Origin of the sequence: Hydrogenophaga flava NBRC 102514 (assembly GCF_001571145.1) — a bacterium.
Lineage (GTDB): Bacteria > Pseudomonadota > Gammaproteobacteria > Burkholderiales > Burkholderiaceae_C > Hydrogenophaga > Hydrogenophaga flava.
Genome location: NZ_BCTF01000012.1, coordinates 1 through 14,733, shown reverse-complemented (window position 1 = coordinate 14,733; position 14,733 = coordinate 1). Strand labels below are relative to the sequence as shown.

17 protein-coding genes are annotated in these 14,733 nt (G+C 70.2%); 12 read left to right on the top strand and 5 right to left on the bottom strand.

The window, feature by feature from the left end; translation table 11 throughout:
* Window positions 1-57 precede the first annotated feature (57 nt).
* From HFL01S_RS11795 to HFL01S_RS11780, 4 genes are read left to right on the top strand one after another with little or no spacing between them, the layout of a single operon-like run.
* Window positions 58-849: a glycosyltransferase family 2 protein gene (locus HFL01S_RS11795; RefSeq protein ID WP_218008624.1), complete on the top strand. Its 792-nt coding sequence runs from the start codon at window positions 58-60 to the stop codon at window positions 847-849.
* The gene (locus HFL01S_RS11790; protein WP_066258619.1) at window positions 833-1,516 is read left to right on the top strand and encodes a TVP38/TMEM64 family protein; all 684 of its coding nucleotides are present in this window, start codon (window positions 833-835) and stop codon (window positions 1,514-1,516) included. Before HFL01S_RS11795 ends, HFL01S_RS11790 begins: the two co-directional genes overlap by 17 nt.
* Complete coding sequence (locus HFL01S_RS11785; protein ID WP_066258618.1) at window positions 1,500-3,221, top strand: ArnT family glycosyltransferase; 1,722 nt, start codon at window positions 1,500-1,502, stop codon at window positions 3,219-3,221. Before HFL01S_RS11790 ends, HFL01S_RS11785 begins: the two co-directional genes overlap by 17 nt.
* A complete protein-coding gene (locus HFL01S_RS11780; protein WP_066258617.1) occupies window positions 3,218-4,228 on the top strand; it encodes an NAD-dependent epimerase/dehydratase family protein in 1,011 nt (336 codons plus the stop codon). The genes HFL01S_RS11785 and HFL01S_RS11780 overlap by 4 nt, the downstream gene beginning before the upstream one ends.
* On the opposite strand, the gene HFL01S_RS11775 is transcribed toward HFL01S_RS11780, so the two are convergent.
* Complete coding sequence (locus HFL01S_RS11775; protein WP_245644792.1) at window positions 4,207-4,929, bottom strand: phosphatase PAP2 family protein; 723 nt, start codon at window positions 4,927-4,929, stop codon at window positions 4,207-4,209. The two genes, HFL01S_RS11780 and HFL01S_RS11775, sit on opposite strands and share 22 nt — an antisense overlap.
* Window positions 4,930-5,027: 98 nt before the next feature.
* Between HFL01S_RS11775 and HFL01S_RS11770 the strand changes: the two genes are divergently transcribed.
* The 3 genes from HFL01S_RS11770 (at window position 5,028) to HFL01S_RS11760 (ending at window position 8,941) form a co-directional block, all read left to right on the top strand.
* Window positions 5,028-5,759 carry a response regulator gene (locus HFL01S_RS11770; protein WP_066258827.1) on the top strand — a complete coding sequence of 244 codons (732 nt, stop codon included), beginning with the start codon at window positions 5,028-5,030 and terminating at the stop codon, window positions 5,757-5,759.
* A complete protein-coding gene (locus HFL01S_RS11765; RefSeq protein WP_066258614.1) occupies window positions 5,756-7,111 on the top strand; it encodes a sensor histidine kinase in 1,356 nt (451 codons plus the stop codon). The genes HFL01S_RS11770 and HFL01S_RS11765 overlap by 4 nt, the downstream gene beginning before the upstream one ends.
* Before the next feature lie 96 nt (window positions 7,112-7,207).
* Entirely contained in the window at window positions 7,208-8,941 is a 1,734-nt protein-coding gene (locus tag HFL01S_RS11760; protein WP_084383258.1) for a phosphoethanolamine transferase, read from the top strand.
* On the opposite strand, the gene HFL01S_RS11755 is transcribed toward HFL01S_RS11760, so the two are convergent.
* The 3 genes from HFL01S_RS11755 to HFL01S_RS11745 form a co-directional block, all read right to left on the bottom strand.
* Window positions 8,919-10,304 carry a sensor histidine kinase gene (locus HFL01S_RS11755; RefSeq protein ID WP_066258613.1) on the bottom strand — a complete coding sequence of 462 codons (1,386 nt, stop codon included), beginning with the start codon at window positions 10,302-10,304 and terminating at the stop codon, window positions 8,919-8,921. The genes HFL01S_RS11760 and HFL01S_RS11755 overlap by 23 nt on opposite strands.
* A gap of 73 nt (window positions 10,305-10,377) precedes the next feature.
* A complete protein-coding gene (locus HFL01S_RS11750) occupies window positions 10,378-11,040 on the bottom strand; it encodes a response regulator transcription factor (protein WP_066258612.1) in 663 nt (220 codons plus the stop codon).
* Window positions 11,037-11,390, bottom strand: a complete 354-nt coding sequence (locus HFL01S_RS11745) for a PepSY domain-containing protein (protein WP_066258611.1) — start codon at window positions 11,388-11,390, stop codon at window positions 11,037-11,039. Before HFL01S_RS11745 ends, HFL01S_RS11750 begins: the two co-directional genes overlap by 4 nt.
* A 111-nt stretch (window positions 11,391-11,501) precedes the next feature.
* Between HFL01S_RS11745 and HFL01S_RS11740 the strand changes: the two genes are divergently transcribed.
* From HFL01S_RS11740 to HFL01S_RS11725, 4 genes are read left to right on the top strand one after another with little or no spacing between them, the layout of a single operon-like run.
* Window positions 11,502-11,906, top strand: a complete 405-nt coding sequence (locus tag HFL01S_RS11740) for a DUF1924 domain-containing protein (protein WP_066258610.1) — start codon at window positions 11,502-11,504, stop codon at window positions 11,904-11,906.
* 23 nt (window positions 11,907-11,929) lie between these two features.
* Window positions 11,930-12,448 (top strand): diheme cytochrome c, encoded by a 519-nt coding sequence (locus HFL01S_RS11735; protein ID WP_066258608.1) that lies wholly within the window; start codon window positions 11,930-11,932, stop codon window positions 12,446-12,448.
* A gap of 16 nt (window positions 12,449-12,464) precedes the next feature.
* Window positions 12,465-13,220 carry a cytochrome b/b6 domain-containing protein gene (locus HFL01S_RS11730; RefSeq protein WP_066258606.1) on the top strand — a complete coding sequence of 252 codons (756 nt, stop codon included), beginning with the start codon at window positions 12,465-12,467 and terminating at the stop codon, window positions 13,218-13,220.
* A 33-nt stretch (window positions 13,221-13,253) separates the two neighbouring features.
* Window positions 13,254-13,418: a rubredoxin gene (locus tag HFL01S_RS11725; RefSeq protein ID WP_066258604.1), complete on the top strand. Its 165-nt coding sequence runs from the start codon at window positions 13,254-13,256 to the stop codon at window positions 13,416-13,418.
* A 7-nt stretch (window positions 13,419-13,425) separates the two neighbouring features.
* Here HFL01S_RS11725 and HFL01S_RS11720 read toward each other — a convergent pair whose 3' ends face one another.
* The gene (locus tag HFL01S_RS11720; RefSeq protein WP_066258602.1) at window positions 13,426-13,740 is read right to left on the bottom strand and encodes a PepSY domain-containing protein; all 315 of its coding nucleotides are present in this window, start codon (window positions 13,738-13,740) and stop codon (window positions 13,426-13,428) included.
* Window positions 13,741-13,901: 161 nt separating this feature from the next.
* Between HFL01S_RS11720 and pgk the strand changes: the two genes are divergently transcribed.
* Window positions 13,902-14,733, top strand: an 832-nt coding sequence (gene pgk, locus HFL01S_RS11715) for a phosphoglycerate kinase (protein WP_066258599.1), incomplete at its 3' end; no start/stop codon positions are given.

Genomic DNA, 14,733 nt, shown 5'->3' with positions numbered 1-14,733 from the left:
TAAGGCGCTTCCGCGACCATCTTTGGTTTGGCCGCTGCGCTCCACGGATTTCCTGACATGACTGAACTTGCTGCGGCCGCTGCCGCTGGCGCCGAGCCGCTGGTGTCGGTGCTGATTCCTGCGAAAAACGAGACCGGCAACATCGGCTCGCTGGTGGCCGAGGTGGTCGCCGCACTGCGACCCGAATGCCGCTTCGAGATCGTGCTGGTCGACGACGGCAGCGACGACGGCACCGGCGACGAGTTCCTGCAGCGCTGCGCCGAACTGGGCTCGGCCGCCCGCCTGATCCGCCACGAAAAGAGTGTGGGCCAGAGCACGGCGCTGATGAGCGCGGCCCGCCAGGCGCGGGGCCGCTACCTGATCACCATCGATGGCGACGGCCAGAACGACCCGGCCGACATGCCGGCCCTGCTGCGCAGCGCGCGCGAGACCGAGGCGCAGGGCGAGCATTTCTGCATCGCCGGCTACCGCAAGAACCGCCAGGACACCGAGTGGAAGAAGTTCCAGTCGCGCATCGCCAACGCGGTGCGGCAGAAGATCCTCAACGACCAGGTGCCCGACACCGGCTGTGGCCTGAAGCTGATTCCGCGCGCCACCTGGCTGCAGCTGCCTTACTTCGACCACATGCACCGCTACCTGCCGGCGCTGGTGCTGCGACTGGGCGGCGCGATCCGCGTGGTACCGGTGAACCACCGCGCCCGCCAGGCCGGCGTCTCCAAGTACAACGCCTGGAACCGGCTGTGGGTCGGCCTGGTCGACATGGCCGGTGTGGTGTGGCTGACCCGGCGCGGCAAGCGCCCGGTGATCGCGCAGGTCCGCACGCTCGCTGCGCATGAAAAGCCTCACTAAGCCCCTGCTGCTGACCGCGGTCCTGACGCTGGCCTTCCTGTCCCTGCACCTGGGCTGGTGGGGGCCGGTGACCGAGGAGGTGCTGCTGCAGCGGCTGTTCCAGCAGCACTGGACCATTGCCTGGCCGGTCTTCATCCTGGGTTCTGTGGTCTACACCGCGCTGGGCGGTCCGCGCCAGGTGCTGGCGTTTTCCTGTGGTTTCCTGTTCGGTGGCTGGCAGGGTGGGCTGATCGGCACCCTGCTCACGGGCTTCGGCGCCATGCTCACCATGGCCGCGGTGCACCGGCTCGGTTTCGACTGGGTGCGGCAGAAGCACGCGCAGAAGATCGAGCTGATCAAGGCCGTGCTGGCCGAGGACACCTGGGTCTGGGTCTGCGTGGTCCGCCTGCTGCCGGTCGGCAGCAACCTGGTCACCAACATCGCCGCGGCGCTGTCGGACCTGCGCCCGGTGGCGGTGTTCTTCGGCAGCCTGCTGGGCTACCTGCCGCAGATGCTGCTGTTTGCCTACGCCGGGTCCGGCATCGCGCTGCACGACAGCTCGCAGCTGTGGATGAGCCTGTTGATGCTGGTGATCTCCACAGGCCTAGGCCTGTACCTCTACCACCACGGCTTCAAGCAGCGCCTGCGGCGCTTCAAGAAAGAACACGCCCATGCCGCCGCACACTGACGACCTGATCCGTCGCCAGACGCTGTTCTGGCTGGCCGCCACCGCCATCGTGCTGTTGCTGGGCATCGGGCTGCGCTACCCCTGGCCGGCGGACGAGCCGCGCTTTGCCCAGGTGGCGCGCGAGATGGTCGAAAGCGGCCAGTGGCTGTTCCCCACCCGCGGCGGCGAGCCCTACCCGGACAAGCCGCCGGTGTTCATGTGGCTGAGTGCCTTCGCGTTCGCGCTCGTGGGCAACCTCAAGCTCTCGTTTCTGCTGCCCAGCGCGCTGGCCTCGGTCGGCACGCTGCTGCTGGTGCTCGACATCGGCCGCCGGCTGTGGGGCCGCGAGGTGGCGCTGGCGGCGCTGCTGGTGCTGGTGTGCACGCCGCAGTTCCTGCTGCAGGGCAAGGCGGCGCAGATCGATGCAGTGGTGACCTTCTGGATCACACTGGGCTGCTACGGCCTGCTGCGGCACTTTTTCAGCGGCCCGCACTGGGGCTGGTACTTCACCGCCTGGGCCGCGATGGCGCTGGGCATCATGAGCAAGGGCGTGGGCTTTCTGCCCCTGCTGATGCTGCTGCCCCTGGCGATCTGGGTAAGAAACCCGGAGTCGGGGGGCGGGAGGGTCTGGCGCTGGAAGCTGGCCTCGGGCCTGGCGGTCATGCTCGCGGTGATCGCGCTGTGGCTCGGTCCCATGCTCTGGCAGGTGCACAGCATCGGCACCGACACCATGGTCGCCTACCGCAACGACCTGCTGTTCCGCCAGACCGGCGAGCGCTTCGTCAATGCCTGGCACCACGTCAAACCCTGGCACTACTTCTTCACCCAGGCGATTCCCACGGTCTGGTTTCCGCTGCCGCTGCTGCTGCTGGTGTTCTTCAAGCCGCTGGTGGCACTGCTGCGAGAAGACCGGCCTGCTCGCGTGCTGCTGACCTGGGTGGGGCTGGTGCTGCTGTTCTTCTCGCTGAGCTCGGGCAAGCGCGAGGTCTACATGTTTCCGGCGCTGCCCATGCTGGCGCTGGTGGTGGGGGCCCTCTGGGTGCGGGTGCGTGGGAGCGTGGCCGCCGCGCGCACCAGCGGGTTCTTCCAGGGCCTGCTGCTGCTGATCGCCGTGGCGCTGGCGGGGCTGGGGGTGGCGCTGAAGGTCTCTCCGGACAAGCTGCTGCGCAAGGTGCCCGACTACGCGGATGCGGTGACCACGCTTTCGCTGCCGCTGGTGGCGATGGGTTGTGCGCTGCTGATACTGCTGGTTCTGATCCGCCGTCGCGACCTGCTGCAGCGGCTGGCCGCGACCAGTCTGGTGATCTGGGTGTTCGTCTCGCTGCTGGTCTGGCCGAAGGTCGACCCGTACCGCACGCCGCAGGCCATGATGGAGCAGATCGAGCAGCGTCTGCCCCCGACGTCGGAGCTGGGCCTGCTCTATTTCAAGGAACAGTTCCTGCTGTTCAGCCACCGCCCGCTGACCCACTTCAGCTACCTCGCGCCGCTGGCGGAGCAGGAGCGCAACGCCTGGCAGTGGATGAAGGAACAACCCGGCCGCCATCTGCTGGCCCCGACCGACGCCGAGCTGACCTGTTTCGATGTGGCCAAGACCGATTCCCTGGGCGAGGCGCACCGCCGCGAATGGGTGGTCTACGGACCGGCCTCGATGCGCGCCACCTGTGAGCCGCCGTTGCGCCCGCGCCGTTTTGTCTACCGCCCCGTGACCGAGGGTGTGCTGCCATGAACCTGTTGGACGTTTCCCCTGCTTCGCGTGTGCTGGTCACTGGTGCCGCGGGCTTCATCGGTTACCACCTGAGCCAGCGCCTGCTGGACCGCGGACTGCAGGTCGACGGCGTCGACAACATGAGCGCCTATTACGACCCGGCTCTCAAGCAGGCGCGGCTCGATCGCCTGCTGGCGCGGCCGGGGTTCCGTTTCCACCGCATGGACCTGGCCGACCGCGACGGCGTGGCGCGCCTGTTCGCCGGCGGCCGCTACGACCTCGTGCTGCACCTGGCGGCGCAGGCGGGTGTGCGCTACTCGGTCGAGCAGCCCATGGCCTACCTGGACAGCAACCTGGCCGGCATGCTCACCGTGCTCGAAGGCTGTCGCCACAGCGGCGTGAAGCACCTGGTCTACGCCTCGTCCAGCTCCATCTACGGCGCCGCGCGCGAGATGCCGCTGCGCGAAGACATGGTCACGGACTCTCCGATCTCGCTCTACGCTGCGAGCAAGAAGGCCAACGAGCTGATGGCGCACAGCTACAGCCACCTCTACCGCATCCCGGCTTCGGCGCTGCGCTTCTTCACCGTCTACGGACCCTGGGGCCGGCCCGACATGGCGATCTTCAAGTTCGTGCGCGCGATCTTCGAAGGCCGGCCCATCGACGTCTACAACCACGGGAACCTGCGGCGCGATTTCACCTACGTCGACGACGTGGTGGATGCGGTGCTTGCGGTGGCCGCGCAGCCGCCGCAGGCCGGCGAGGGCCAGGTGCCGCACCGCGTGCTGAACGTGGGCCACAACGGTCCCGTGCCGCTGATGGAATTCATCGCCTGTCTGGAGCGAGCCTGCGGCCGCGAGGCGGTCAAGAACTTCCTGCCGATGCAGGCCGGCGACGTGCCCGACACCTGGGCCGACACCTCGCGGCTGGAGAGCCAGTTCGGGGTCCGCGCCGGCACCGAGCTGCGGCTCGGTGTGCAGCGGTTCGTGGATTGGTACGTCGACTACTACAGCGTGACCGGGCGCTGAACGGACTCTGCGCGCAGCCAGGGCCGCGCCATCCGCCACCCGGCCAGCGCGATTGCGCTGCAGATGACCAGGGTCCAGAGGGTGTGGCTGGGTGGGTGGGCGCCGCGCAGGGTCTGCGTCACCCCCGCGAGGCCACCGGCCAGCAGCACGGCGGCCAGCCAGCGCCAGCCCGGGGCGCGCCGCCGCCCGGCCACGGGCGACCACAGCCAGGGCAGGCACAGTGCGAGAAACGACAGGGCGGACGACGCGTGCCCCCCTGGGAAACAGCCGCCGGCGCCACCGTCGCCGGTCAGCAGGTTCCAGTGCGAGGTGTAGACGGCGGTGCCGCCGAAGGCGCTCCACTCCCAGGGGCAGCTGGCCCGGCTGGCCTGCTTGAGCAGGCTTACCGTCAGCATCGACAGGGTGACCAGCACCAGCACGGTCCCGCGCTCGCGCCGCGAAGGACCGCTGGCCGCAGGCCACAGCACCCAGCCCCACAGCATCAGATAGGCCAGCGTGGCCAGCTGGCGCCCGCCGTCGTGCAGCACGGTTTCCAGCAGCGGGTGGTGGCGCCATGGAAAGCCGGCGCTGGTCCCGATCTGGCTCATCACCGGCAGGTCCATGCCCGCGGCGTCCCAGCCCAGCGTCAGCAGCAGCAACACCAGCCAGGCGCGGGCGATGGCGTTTGCGGTGGAAACAACAGGAGGGCGGACAGGAGACATGGCGCCGCATGCTCGTTGTCGGACTTTAAGAGGGCCTTAAGGGGTGCCGGGATAATTCGGTTTCTTTGACCGATGGGCCCTGCGCCGTCCTGAAGAACATGCGTGCACTTGTGGTGGAAGACGATCCCGGTATTGCCAGCGGCCTGAGCCTGTCGCTGCGGCAGGCCGGCTATGCGGTGGACGTGTGCGGCACGCTGGAGTCGGCGTGGACGGCCCTGTGCGTCGAACCCTTCGACGCGGTGCTGCTGGACCTGGGCCTGCCCGACGGCGACGGCCTGGACCTGCTGACCCGCCTGCGGCGCCAGAGCGAGCGCCGGCCGGGCCAGTCCACCCTGCCGCAGCGGGACCTGCCGGTGCTGATCATGACCGCGCGCGACGGCGTGAGCGACCGCATCTTCGGGCTGGACGAGGGCGCCGACGACTACATCGTCAAGCCCTTCGACCCCAACGAACTGCTGGCCCGCCTGCGCGCCATGCTGCGGCGCGCCAGCGGCCGCAGCAAGCCGGTGATCGAATACGGCGACATCGTGGTCGACCCGGCCACACGCTCGGTCGAACGCGCCGGCCTGCCGGTGGCGCTGGGTGGCAAGGAGTTCGCGCTGCTGCTGACCCTGCTGCAGGCCAAGCCGCAGGTGCTGTCCAAGGCGCGGCTGGAATCGGCGATGTACGGCTTCGGCGAAGGGCTGGAGAGCAATGCGATCGAGGTCCACGTGCACCACCTGCGCCGCAAGCTGGGCGAATCGCTGATCAAGACCGTGCGCGGCGTGGGCTACTTCGTACCCCAGGAGCCGCCCGCGGCGAAACCGGCTGACAACGCCGCAGGCCTGTGAAGCTGTCGCTGGTCCCAACGCGCCGCACGCTGTCGCGCCACCTGCTGATCTGGACCCTCGCGGCCCAGCTGGCGGTCTGGGTGGTGATCGTCGCGGTGGGCTGGAGCACCAGCCTGCGCGAGACACGCAAGTTCACCGACGGCCACCTGGTCGCGGTGGCGCAGCTCTGGCTGGGCTCGGCGTCCTGGAACCAGGGACCAGTGTCGGCCCCCCTGCCCGTGCCGCGCGAGGACGTGCACGAGTACGCGCAGGACGTGGCGATCCTGGTCTGGGACAACGGCCGCCTGGTGACGGACAGCGACCAGCTCGCCGCCGGTCTGGACCTGTCGACGCTGCCCGAGAAGGGGCTGGTGACGGTGGTGGTCCGCGACGCCGCCGGCGAACCGCACAACTGGCGGGCCTACTTCGAGACCTACCGCGGCGAGGGCCACGAGCGCCGCGTGGCCGCCCTGCTGGACCTGAAGAAGCGCTATGTGCTGGCCAGCGACATCGCCGAGCACCTGGCCTCGCCGTCCCTGATCCTGCTGCCGCTGGTGGCGCTGGTGATGTGGTGGACCATCCGCCGCGGTCTGCGCCCGCTGGACCAGCTGTCCGACGAGGTGGCTGCGCTCGACGGTTTTGCCGGGCAGCGGCTGGACACGCAGCACCGCTTCCACGAGTTCTCCAGCACGGTGACGGCGATCAACACCATGGTCGACGGCCTGCAGGCGCAGGCCCAGCGCGAGCGCCAGTTCGCCTCCGACGTGGCGCACGAGCTGCGCACGCCGCTGACCGCGATCACGCTGCAGGCCCGCGCCGCGCAGGCCGACCCCTCGCCGCAGCGGCTGGCACGGCTGGAGCAGGAGGCCCTGCGCGCCGGCCGCATCCTGACCCAGCTGCTGGACCTGGCGCGCGCCCAGCGCGCCGGGCAACAGGCGCAGGCCGGCGATGCGGTACTGGACACCGCGCTGGGCGAGATGGCCGCCCACCTGATCTCGGCCCACGCCCAGCTGGCCTACGAGAGCGACCACGAGATGTCGCTGGTGCAGGAGCAGGGCGAGGTGCGTGTCCGGGTCCAGCCCATGCTGCTGGAACTGGCGCTGCGCAACCTGATCGAGAACGCACTGCGCCACACGCCGCCGGGCACCCAGGTGGAGGTGTCGGTGTGGCGCGATGCCCGGGGCCAGGGCGTGTCGGTGAGCGACGATGGCCAGCGCACCGGCGTCACCGCACCTCCGGCGCAGGCCTCGTCCGGCCTGGGGCTGGGCCTGCGCCTGGTCGAGCGCATCGCCGAAGAGCTGGGCGCTCAGCTGGAGCGCGACAACGGGGTGGCGCCGATGACCACGCGCTTCTCGCTGCGGTGGCCGGCCTGAGGGGACGGGGCGATGCCGCGCAATAAGGTTCGTTTAACGTCGTCGAAAGACACTGCCGGCAGTGCCACATTCGGGGCGATGGTCCCGCTGTTTCCCATGCAGCTGTCTTCTTCTGTTTCCGGCCAGGGCGTTCCCGGCCTGTCGCTGATTCGCGGCGACGCCCGCGGGCCACTGACCCTTCTGGTGGTGCTGTCGCTGTGGCTGGCCGTGCCCGGCAACCTGCCCCTGTGGCAGCGCGTGGCCGCCCTGACCAAAACCGCGGACCACCGCCTGGGGCTGATGCTCACGCTGGGGCTGGTGCTGGTCGCCGGCACCCTGGCCCTGCTGGCGCTGTGCCACTGGCCGCGCGTGTTCCGTCCGCTGGCCTCGGTGCTGGTGCTGGCGACCGCGTTCAACAGCCACTTCATGTGGCAGTACGGCGTGGTGATCGACAGCACCATGATGGCCAACGTGGCGCAGACCAATGCCAACGAGGTGCGGGACCTGCTGTCCCTGCCGCTGCTGATGGCCCTGCTGGCCATCGCCGGCCCGGCGCTGTGGTGGATCTGGCGCGCGCCGCCCGCACCGCAGGTGGCGCTGCTGCGCCTGCGGCACAACCTCGGTCTGCTGGCGCTCTCGCTGGCGGTGGCCGCCGTCGCCCTGCTGGCCGGCTACCAGGGCCTGGCCTCGCTCATGCGCGGCCACAAGGACCTGCGCTACATGATCAACCCCATGAACACCCTGGCGGCTTCGGGCACGTTGCTGGCCGAGCGTGGCCAGCACGCGGCGCAGCCCCTGCTGCCGGTGGGCGAGGATGCGCGGCTGGGGGCGAGCTATGCGGCGCAGAGCCGGCCGCCGCTGCTGCTGGTGGTGGTGGGCGAGACCGCGCGGGCGCAGAACTGGAGCCTCAACGGCTACGGCCGCCCGACCAACCCGTCATTGACCGGCTGGCGCGCGCGCGGTGGTCTGGTGAACTTCCCCCGCGCCAGTTCCTGCGGCACCAGCACCCAGGTGTCCGTGCCCTGCATGTTCTCGCCCCTCTCGCGCAAGGAAGGTGGCGACGAGACCGCGCGCAGCGAGAACCTGCTGGATGTGCTGCAGCGCGCCGGTCTGGCGGTGCTGTGGATCGACAACCAGGCCGGCTGCAAGGGCGTGTGCGACCGCGTGCCCACGGTGCGCATCGCGGACGCCCCCATCCCCGGCCTCTGCGAAGGCGGCGAGTGTCTGGACGAGGCCATGATGCACGGGCTGGACGCCCGCATCGCCGCGCTCGACCCGCAGCGCCGCGCGCGCGGCGTGGTGCTGGTGATGCACCAGATGGGCAGCCACGGACCGGCGTACCACAAGCGCTCGCCGGCCAACCGCAAACCCTTCAAGCCCGAGTGCCGCAGCGTCACGCTGGCCGACTGCTCGCAGGACGAGCTGGTCAACGCCTACGACAACTCCATCGCCTACACCGACCGTTTCCTCAACCACGCGCTGTCCTGGCTGCGCGCCCAGTCGAGCACCGGCAGCTTCGACACCGGCCTGTTCTACGTTTCCGATCACGGCGAGTCGCTGGGCGAGAACGGCCTCTACCTGCACGGTGTGCCCTATGCGCTGGCGCCCGAGCAGCAGACGCATGTGCCCATGGTGGCCTGGCTGTCCGAGGGGATGCAGCAGCGCAGCGGCGTGCGCACCGACTGCCTGCGCGACCGCGCCGAGCAAGCGGTCTCGCACGACCACCTGTTCCATTCGGTGCTGGGGTTGATGGACGTCTCGACCGCGGTGCGTCGGCCGGGCCTGAACCTGTTCGAGCCCTGCCTGCTGCCGGCCGCCGCCGCACCCGTCAGCGGACCGCGGGCAGGCTGATCCGCGCCAGCAACCCGCCGGCGCTGCCGGCCTCCAGCGCCAGCGTGCCGCCGTAGAGCGCCACCAGGTCTGCCACGATGGCCAGGCCCAGGCCGCTGCCGGGCGTGGCCTCGTCCAGCCGCACACCGCGCGCCAGCACCGCCTGGCGCTGCTCCGGCGCGATGCCGGGGCCATCGTCTTCCACCACCACCTGCAGCTGCCCGCCGTCCAGCCGGGCCTCGACGCGCACCCGCGTGCGCGCCCACAGGCAGGCGTTGTCCAGCAGGTTGCCCAGCATCTCCTGCAGGTCCTGCTCTTCACCCGCAAAGGCCCAGTCGGCCGGGATGTCGGTGCAGTCCAGCCGCAGTGCGCGCTCGGCGTGCACCTTGGCCATCACGCGCAGCAGGCCGGCCAGCACCGGCGCCAGCGGCGTGCGCTGGCCGGGCAGGCGCTGCGAGGCCGCCACACGCGCGCGCGCCAGGTGCCAGTCGATGTGGCGCCGGGCCAGGCCCACCTGGTCGCGCACCAGGGCCGCCAGCGGCGCCGGGTCCGGGCCGTCGGCGCGGCTGGCGGCCTGGTCCAGCACCGCCAGCGGGGTCTTGAGCGCATGGGCCAGGTTGCCGGCCTGCGTGCGGGCGCGCTCGACCACCTCGGCGTTGCGGTCCAGCACGCGGTTGAAGTCGTCGATCAGCGGCTGCACCTCGGCCGGGAACTGCCCCTGCAGCCGGGCCGTGCGCCCTTCGCGCAGGGCGGTCAGTGCGCGCTGCAGCGCGCGCAGCGGCGCCAGGCCCACGGCCACCTGGGCCAGCGCCGCCAGCGCCAGCAGCAGACCCAGGCCCAGCAGCGAGAGCGCCAGCACGCGCGCGAAACGGTCCGAGGCGGCGGTGGCCTCCTGCAGGTCGCCCGCCACCACCAGCCGCCAGCGCCGCTGCGGCGCGTCGGCCGGGTACACCGTGCGCTCCACCAGCAGCAGCGGCGCATCGCGCGGGCCGGTGCCCCGGTGCACGTGCAACTGGCCGTCGGCCAGCACGTCGGGCTCGGGGCGCAGCCGGTCGTCCCAGAGCGAGCGCGAGCGCAGCGCGCCCTGCGCGTCGGCGGGCGCGCCCACTTCGTCGAGCTGCCAGTACAGGCCCGAGTAGGGGCGGTGCCAGCGCGGGTCGGACAGCTGGGCCGGGTCGATGCTGGCCTGGCCGGCGGCGTCGAACTCCAGCCGCGCGGTGAGCTGGTCCAGCTGCTGCGTGAGCGTGGTCTGGAACTGGCGCAGCACGTGGTCCTGGAACAGGCTGTGCAGGAACACGCCGGCCAGCACCAGCGCCACGGCCAGCGCGGCCAGCGTGGCCGCCAGCCAGCGCACCCGAAGTGACAGCGCCCGGCGCCAGGGCATCAAAGCCTCATCGGAACACCTTCGCCCTGCGGGCTGCGGTGCGAGCTTGCTTGGGAGCGGCCCGGCACTGCGCTCATGTGGGCGCCGCCATGCGGTAGCCCAGGCCCCGCACGGTCTCGATCAGCTCAGGCGGCAGCTTCTTGCGCAGGCGGCCGACGAAGACCTCGATGGTGTTGGAGTCGCGGTCGAAGTCCTGGGCGTAGATGTGTTCGGTCAGTTCGCTGCGCGAGACCACCGCGCCCAGCCTGTGCATCAGGTAATCCAGCACCTTGTACTCGTGGCTGGTGAGCGGGACCGGCTGGCCGTCGCAGGTGAGGCGGCCGCTGCGCGTGTCCAGCGCCAGCGGGCCGCAGCGCAGCACCGGCGAGGCCTGGCCGCTGGCGCGGCGGATCAGGGCGCGCACGCGGGCCAGCAGCTCTTCCATGTGGAAGGGTTTGGTCAGGTAGTCGTCGGCGCCTGCGTCGATGCCGGCCACCTTCTCGTTCCACTGGTCGCGCGCGGTCAGGATCAGCACCGGCATGGACCGGCCCGCGTCGCGCCAGCGCTTGAGCACGGTCAGCCCGTCGAGCACCGGCAGGCCCAGATCGAGGATGACGGCGTCGAAGGTCTCGGTGTCGCCGAGGAAGTGCGCGTCGCGCCCGTTGTCGGCCTCGTCCACCACATAACCGGCGGCCGTCAGGCCCTCGCGCAGCTGGGTGCGCAGCGTCGGTTCGTCTTCGACCAGCAGCAGCCTCACCGCGCGTCTCCCGTGCGCCGGTCGTGCGGACGCACGCGGCGCCCGAGCACCTCGCCCGTGCCGGCGTCGACCTCCAGCTTCAGCAGCTGGCCGCCCGGCTGCAGCAGCTTGACCTCATAGATCCAGCGCCCGCCTTCGGGCTCCAGCTCGATCTCCAGCACCTGGCCGGCCTGCTCGCGCTCCAGGCGCTCCAGCACCGTGCGCAGCGGCAGGATCTGGCCCGCCACCACGGCCTCGCGGGCCCGTTCGTGGTCGCCGCGGTCGCGCGCCTGGGCGCCCGCCGACAGCGTCGCGGCCAGCACCAGCGCTGTCGCGCAGAGCGGAGAAAAGCGGTGGTTCGAAGAGGCCATGGACCGATTGTGCGCCGCCGAACTGAACGCCCGATGAACGCCGGGTTCAGGGTCGGTTCAAGGGCCGGGACACAACATCGCCCCACACAACACCACCCACCGAGGACCCCCATGAACATCCGTCCGCTGTCCATCCTTACCGCCGCCCTGTTGTCGCTGCTGTGTGTCGGCACCGCCCTGGCCGCCGAGACCACGCCCGCCGCCCAGCTGCAGCACTGGAGCGCCCAGGCCGGCGCCCCAGGCAACGCGGCCAAGGGCCAGACCTTCTTCAATGCCAAACACGGCGGCGAATGGTCGTGCGCGTCCTGCCACGGCACGCCGCCCACCGCGCAGGGCAAACACGCCAACACCGGCAAGGTGATTGCGCCGCTGGCGCCGGCCTTCAACGCCAAGGCCTTCACCGACAGCGCCAAGGTCGACAAGTGGTTCAAGCGCAACTGCAACGACGTGCTCACGCGCGAATGCAGCGCCGCAGAGAAGGCCGACGTGCTGGCCTACCTGAACAGCCTGAAGTGACACCCCCTCGCCAAGGACAAGCCATGTACACCCACTCCCACCGACTGATCCGCCCTGGTCTGGCCGCCCTGCTGGGCCTGGCCGCCCTGGGCGCCGCCCACGCCGACAGCGGCCGCATGATGCCGCGCGACATGCCCCAGGCCTACACCGCCGAGTGCGCGGCCTGCCACACCGCGTATTCGCCCGGTCTGCTGCCGGCGCGCTCGTGGCAGCGCATCATGACCGGCCTCGACAAACACTACGGCACCGACGCCTCGCTGGACGAGGCCACGGTACGGCAGCTCTCCACCTGGCTGCAGGCCAACGCCGGCACCTACAAGCGGGTGAACGAAGAGCCCCCGCAGGACCGTCTCACCCGCTCGGCCTGGTTCGCGCGCAAGCACGACGACATCCCGCCCTCGGTGTGGAAGCACGCGGCCATCAAGAGCCCCGCCAACTGCGGCGCCTGCCACACCGGCGCCGACCGCGGCGACTTCGACGACGACAACATCCGGCTGCCGGCGGGCGTGAGCCTGGGCCTGCGCCGCTTTTGGCACGACTGAACACCGGGAGCCCACCATGAACGTCTCCACCTCACTGAACCCCGGCGCCCGCGCGGCGCAGAACAGCGCGGCCCCCGTGCGGCGCATCACCGACGCGCCCACGCGCATGTTCCACTGGCTGTTCGCGCTGAGCTTTCTCGGCGCCTACCTCACGGCCGATGGCGAACGCTGGCGCATGCTGCACGTCACCCTGGGCTACACCATGGCGGGCCTGCTGGTGTTCCGGGTGCTCTATGGCCTCTTCGGTCCGCGCCAGGCCGGCCTGGGTCTGCTCTGGCGCAAGCTGACCGCCGCGCCCGCCTGGCTGCGCTCGCTGCGCGCGGCGGCCTCGCTGTCGGCCATCAACTGGCGCCAGGGGCAGAACCTGCTGATGGCACTGGCCGTGGTCGCCCTGATGGTGTTGGTGCTGCCGCTGACGCTGACCGGCTACGCCACCTTCAACGAATGGGGCGTGTTCCCCGGCGAAGACTGGCTGGGCGAGCTGCACGAGTTCTTCGGCGAGACCATGCTGATGGTGGTGCTGGCACACCTGGCGCTGATCGCGGCCTTGAGCCTGCTGCGGCGCAAGAACATGGCCTCACCCATGCTGACCGGCCGCCTCGAAGGCCACGGGCCGAACCCGGTGCCGCACAACCGGGTCTGGCTGGCGGCCCTGATGCTGGTGGCCGTGCTGGCCTACGGCGCCAGGGAATGGCAGCAGTCGCCCAGAGGTCTGATTCCGGCGAATGCGTGGGGACAGATGGCGACCCAGGACCACGGCGATGACGACTGACGAACGCAGCAACGCAAGAAAGCGAGGACCGACATGAAAGTCTGGATGTGTGTGGTGTGCGGCTGGGTCTACGACGAAGCCGCTGGAGCCCCCGATCACGGCATCGCGCCGGGCACGCGCTGGGACGACGTGCCGGCCGACTGGCTCTGCCCCGAGTGCAATGTGGGCAAATCCGACTTCGTCATGGCGGAGCTGTGAGCCCGTCTCAGGGCTTTTTCGCACCCGGTTGTGGTGGCACCCTCGTCATGCGGATCACTTCTCCGGTCACCGGGTGCAGGTAGGCCTCCACCACGGTGCCATCGTGTTCGACCGCATAGAACTCGTGGCATCGGCCCTTGGACACCTTGAACTTGACCAGCAGGTAGCTGGGCGCCTTGAACAGGGCACGGGCCTGCTGCTCGGACATCCACTGGGCGCGCGGCTGGTCGGTGCAGACCACCTTTTCCGTGGGCGAGCTGGCCTGGGCTTGGGTGAAAGCGAGGGCCAGCAGGCCACTGGCGACGAGGGCGTGGGACTTCATGGGGGTTCCTGTGAAACGGCCCGGCATGATCCGGCCCGAAGCTTGTCTGCCGCTTAAAGAGGCTTGCGGCGCATTCCCTACAATTTGCCCCGGTCCTTTTCCCGCGGCCCCGCCGCGACTTCCCGCATCCGGCAGCACGGCTGTCCGACCGAGGCTTCATCATGCAATTCATCCGCTTTTCCGATCTCTGCGCCCAGGGCAAGGCCAAGGGCCAGCGCGTCTTCATCCGCGCCGACCTAAACGTGCCGCAGGACGACGCCGGCAACATCACCGAAGACACCCGCATCCGCGCCTCCATCCCCGCCATCCAGATGGCGCTGGACGCCGGTGCAGCCGTCATGGTCACGTCCCACCTGGGCCGCCCCACCGAAGGCGAGTTCAAGCCCGAGGACTCGCTGGCACCCGTGGCTGCGCGCATGGGCCAGCTGATGAACCGCAGCATCCGCGTGGTGGCCGACTGGGTCGACGGCGACTTCTCGGTCGCCCCTGGTGAGGTCGTGCTGCTGGAGAACTGCCGTCTGAACGTGGGCGAGAAGAAGAACAAGCCCGAGCTGGCCGCCAAGCTGGGCAAGCTCTGCGACATCTTCGTGCACGACGCCTTCGGCACTGCGCACCGCGCCGAAGGCACGACCTACGGCATCGCCGAGACCGCGCCGATTGCGTGCGCCGGCCCGCTGCTGGCGGCTGAGATGGATGCGATTGGCAAGGCCCTGGCCGCGCCCAAGCGCCCGCTGGTGGCCATCGTCGCCGGCTCCAAGGTCTCGACCAAGCTGACCATCCTGCAATCGCTCGCGAAAAACGTCGACGGCCTGATCGTCGGCGGTGGCATCGCCAACACCTTCATGCTGGCCGCGGGTCTGAAGATCGGCAAGAGCCTGGCCGAACCCGACCTGCTGGGCGAAGCCACGGCCGTGATCGCGGCCATGAAGGCCCGTGGCGCCGAGGTGCCGATCCCCGAGGACGTGGTCTGCGCCAAGGCCTTCGCCGCGGACG